We start from the raw sequence: 4,284 nt of genomic DNA on the forward strand, positions 1-4,284 counted from the left end.
GCCCGGCTGGCCGTCGAGCACGGTGCCGGGGCGGAGGAGCTGCCGGCGGCGCGGGCGGCGCTCGGCACGTTCACCGAGGTCGGCGACGTCACCGGCGAGCTGTCCGCCCGGTCGGTGCTCTGTGCGCTGCTGCGCGGGCTCGGCGCGCACGACGAGGCACGTGAGCAGGCCGAGGCGGCGCTGTCACTGGCCACCCGGCACGGCCGGGTACGCGAGATGGCGGTCGCCCAGCACCACCTGACCTGGCACGACGTACGCGCGGGTCAGTTGGCCGGGGCCCGGCGGCGGCTGGCCACGGTCGACCGGCTGGCCGCGCAGTGTGGCGACCAGCGCCTGCGCCTGCTGGCCCGGGCCGATCTGGCCGAGCTGACCCGGTTGGAGGGCCGCTACGCGGAGGCGGTCGAGCAGGGGCGGCGGGCCGCCGCGGCGCTGGTGGAGCTGGGCGATCCCGGGCGGCTCCGGCGGGTGGTCGGCTCGGTCGGGCTGGCGCTCGCGCTCCAGGGGCGGATCGACGACGCGTCGGCCGTGGTGGCGGAGCTGTGGCCGTCCGGACCGGTGCCGAGGCCCCGTCGGCCGTCGGCCGCCGAGCGGTTCGACCCGCCCGGCGCGGGCCGGGACGCCCGTACCGAGGACGCGCTCCGCGGACTCATCGAGGGCCAGGTGGCCCTGCACCGGGGAGATCGTGAGCTGGCCACGGAGTGGTTCGCCGCCGCGGCCGAGGCGGCGTCCGGCGGCGCGGACCGGCGGGACCTGGTCGAGGCGCTCGTCGGGTTGGCGGCCAGCACCGGCGAGGTGACCGTGCTGGACCGGCTGGATCACGCCCGGCAGACCACCGGCGTCAGTCTGCTGCCCCGGGAGGAGGAACTGCTCTACGCCCTGGTGGCGCAGCGGGATCGCGCGCGGCGGGGCTGAGCGGAGGGCGCGGGGGTGGCGCGAGCGAAGTAGCCCCCTGGTGCTGCCCCTCGCTCCACGCTCGCGCCAGCACCCCCCGGTGCCCCCCGCTGCCGGAAGCCTATCGGTGCACGCGGGGAATTTCGGGGGCGTATGTCGGTATTTGTCATGGTCGTTGGGCGGTTCTGCCGGTGATTCTGCCGGTGACCGACCGGTAGGTGTGCCTCAGTAGCCGGCGGTTCCGGCCGGCTCGGTGCTGCCGGCGGTGGCACCGGGGTGGACCGCATCGCGCACCCGGCGCAGGCCGTCCAGGAGCCCGTCCAGCTGGGCCGGGTCGAGTTGGCCGGTGAACCACTGCTCGATGATCTTCAGATGGCCGGGCAGGATCTCGTCCAGCCGGCTCAGGCCGGCGGCGGTCACCACCGCGAAGGAGCTGCGCCGGTCGGATGGGCAGGCTCGGCGACAGATCAGGCCGTCGCGTTCCATCCGGTCCACCACCCGGGTCACGCCACTCGTCGAGAGCGAGGTCTGGGCGGCGAGGTCGGTCATCCGCAACTGGTTGTTGGGTGACCTGGCGAGGCGGGTGAGCACCTCGAACTCGACAGGTGACAGGCCGTGCTCCTCGAACTGGGCGGCGAACCGGGCGGACAGCCCGGCGTACGCCTCGACGAGCAGGCCGACGGCGGTGATCCGGGGGTCGTCGAACACGTTCTGGTCCACGCCACCATCCTAGCAACACTTGACACAGGGAATATTGTCGTGGCTATAGTTGCTCAGTCAGCCGTTGGGCTACTCAACAATCTTCTCCGGAGGAGAGCATCATGACCAGCAGCACCGAGGCGACTACCCGCGACTGGGAGGGCCTCACCATCCCCGCCCCCGGCACCTACCTTCTGGACGCCGCGCACAAGCGGGTGGGCTTCGTCGCCCGGCACATGATGGTCAGCAAGGTGCGCGGTGAGTTCGCCGACGCCACCGCCACCATCACCGTGACCGACGACCCGCTGCAGTCCACGGTCACCGCCACCATCCAGGCCGCCAGCATCAACACCGCGCAGGCGGACCGGGACGCGCACCTGCGCAGCCCCGAGTTCCTCGACGCCGAGCAGTTCCCCACGCTGGAGTTCCGCAGCACCGGTGTGAAGTCGCGCTCGGGCAACGAGTTCGTGCTCGCCGGTGACCTGACCGTCAAGGGCGTGACCCGTCCGGTCGAGCTGGAGGTGGAGTTCGAGGGCGTCGGCCGCAGCCCGTTCGGGCAGGACATCTTCGGCTTCTCCGCGTCGACCGAGATCGACCGGGAGGACTTCGGTCTGACCTGGAACGTGGCGCTGGAGACCGGCGGCGTCCTGGTCGGCAAGAAGGTCAAGATCGAGATCGAGGGCGAGGCCGTCCGCCAGGGCTGAGCCACACACCAGGCCCACGGGCCCGCGCCGTCTCCACGGTGCGGGCCCGTTCGCGTACGCGGCCTCGTGCGAATTGTCACGCGTTGTTCTTCGGTCCCGGGTGCTGCGCGACGTTCCCGCTGGGTACAGGTGCAGACCTGCGACCGGGCGACGGATGCCACCGGACCCCGGCGCACTTACGCACACCACGCGGATGGTTCACAATGCGTTGCGGAACGGTACGGTTCCGTCGCACCGGCGCCGGGAGGACACATGGGCAGGGACGTCGAGCAGGGCGCCTTCTCCCGGGAGGACCGGGTCCGCTACCGGCAGAAGGTCCGGCGGTGCCTGGACGTCTTCGCGCTGATGCTCGACGACTTCGGCTTCGACGCGGACCGGCCGATGACCGGGCTGGAGATCGAGCTGAACCTGGTCGACGCCACCGCCGAGCCGGCCATGCGCAACGACCAGATCCTGGCCGACATCGCCGACCCGCTGTTCCAGACCGAGCTGGGGCAGTTCAACCTCGAACTGAACGCCTCACCCCGGCTGATCGAGGGCGGCGGCTTCGCCGACTACGAACAGGATCTGCGCAGCAGTCTCAGCCGCGCCGACGAGCGGGCCGCCAAGTCCGACGCGACGATCGTGATGGTCGGCATCCTGCCCACCCTCACCGAGCGCCACCTGGTCGCCGACAACCTCTCCACCGACGAGCGCTACCGGGTGCTGAACGACCAGATCGTCGGCGCCCGCGGTGAGGACATCGAACTGGACATCAACGGTGTCGAGCGGCTGCGGACGCACACCGACTCGATCGCGCCCGAGGCCGCCTGCACGAGCCTCCAGTTCCACCTCCAGGTCGCGCCGGACAGCTTCGCCGACTACTGGAACGCGTCCCAGGCGATCGCGGGCGTCCAGGTCGCGGTCGGGGCCAACTCGCCGTTCCTCTACGGCCGGCAGCTCTGGGCGGAGACCCGCATCGCCCTCTTCGAGCAGGCCACCGACACCCGCCCGGACGAGCTGAAGGCCCAGGGCGTACGCCCCCGGGTCTGGTTCGGCGAGCGCTGGATCACCTCGATCTTCGACCTGTTCGAGGAGAACGTCCGCTACTTCCCGCCGCTGCTGCCGATCTGCGAGGAGGAGGACCCGGTCGAGGTGCTGCACGCCGGCGGCGTGCCCCAGCTCGGCGAGCTGCGGCTGCACAACGGGACCGTCTACCGCTGGAACCGCCCGGTCTACGACATCATGAACGGCCGCCCCCACCTGCGGGTGGAGAACCGGGTGCTGCCGGCCGGCCCGACCGTGGTGGACATGCTCGCCAACGCGGCGTTCTACTTCGGCCTCGCCCGTGGCCTGGCCGAGTCGGACCGCCCGATCTGGAGCCAGCTCACGTTCAGCTCCGCCGAGGAGAACTTCCACGCCGCCGCCCGGCGCGGCATGGACGCGGTGCTGCACTGGCCCCGGGTCGGGGACGTGCCGGTCACCCGGCTCGTGCTCGACACGCTGCTGCCCGTGGCCGCGCAAGGGCTGGACCGGTTCGGCGTCGCCCCGGCCGAGCGGGACCGCCTGCTCGGCGTGATCGAGGGCCGCTGCCGTACCGGCCGCAACGGCGCGGTCTGGCAGACCGAGACGGTGTGGGCGGCGGAGCGGCACCAGGGCATGGACCGGGAGGCCGCGCTGCACCACATGGTCCAGCGTTACGCCGAGTTGCAGCGCGGCAACGAACCGGTCCACACCTGGCCGGTCGACTGACCGGGCCCGTCGGCCAGCCGCCACGTCGGGGAGGTGGTGGCATCGGACCGCCTCTGTTCCCGCCACGTCGGCGAGGTTGCGGCGGGACCGGGGTGGTCAGGGCTTGCGGCGGGTCTTCGCTTCGTCGGTGAGGGCGGGCGGGGTTACCTCCGCGCCGTCGGGGGCGTCGGTGGCCGGCAGAGCGGCCTCGGGCTGCCGCTGAGGCGGTACCGCGCGGCCGGAACGGTCGGTGGCGGCCCGCGCGGGGCGCCCCGACGAG

3 protein-coding genes and 1 pseudogene are annotated in these 4,284 nt (G+C 72.3%); 3 read left to right on the forward strand and 1 reads right to left on the reverse strand.

All coding sequences use genetic code 11. From position 1 onward, the window contains the following. Positions 1–912: pseudogene (locus HUW36_RS26950) on the forward strand (XRE family transcriptional regulator); the annotation flags it as partial. A 204-nt stretch (positions 913–1,116) separates the two neighbouring features. Here HUW36_RS26950 and HUW36_RS26955 read toward each other — a convergent pair. Next, positions 1,117–1,611 (reverse strand): MarR family winged helix-turn-helix transcriptional regulator, encoded by a 495-nt coding sequence (locus HUW36_RS26955; RefSeq protein ID WP_174530709.1) that lies wholly within the window; start codon positions 1,609–1,611, stop codon positions 1,117–1,119. A gap of 101 nt (positions 1,612–1,712) precedes the next feature. On the opposite strand from HUW36_RS26955, the gene HUW36_RS26960 reads away from it, so the two are divergent. Together HUW36_RS26960 and HUW36_RS26965 are read left to right on the forward strand one after the other, a co-directional pair. After that, the gene (locus tag HUW36_RS26960) at positions 1,713–2,294 is read left to right on the forward strand and encodes a YceI family protein (protein ID WP_174530710.1); all 582 of its coding nucleotides are present in this window, start codon (positions 1,713–1,715) and stop codon (positions 2,292–2,294) included. Between the two features lie 252 nt (positions 2,295–2,546). Next, complete coding sequence (locus HUW36_RS26965; RefSeq protein ID WP_174530711.1) at positions 2,547–4,025, forward strand: glutamate-cysteine ligase family protein; 1,479 nt, start codon at positions 2,547–2,549, stop codon at positions 4,023–4,025. The last annotated feature ends 259 nt before the right edge of the window (positions 4,026–4,284 follow it).

The organism is Micromonospora maritima (assembly GCF_902825405.1).
Taxonomy (GTDB): Bacteria; Actinomycetota; Actinomycetes; order Mycobacteriales; family Micromonosporaceae; genus Micromonospora; species Micromonospora maritima.

Bases quoted from the DNA above. Each gene is read 5' to 3' on its own strand.
- HUW36_RS26960 (WP_174530710.1), top strand. From the start codon at position 1,713: ATGACCAGCAGCACCGAGGCGACTACCCGCGACTGGGAGGGCCTCACC.
- HUW36_RS26965 (WP_174530711.1), top strand. From the start codon at position 2,547: ATGGGCAGGGACGTCGAGCAGGGCGCCTTCTCCCGGGAGGACCGGGTC.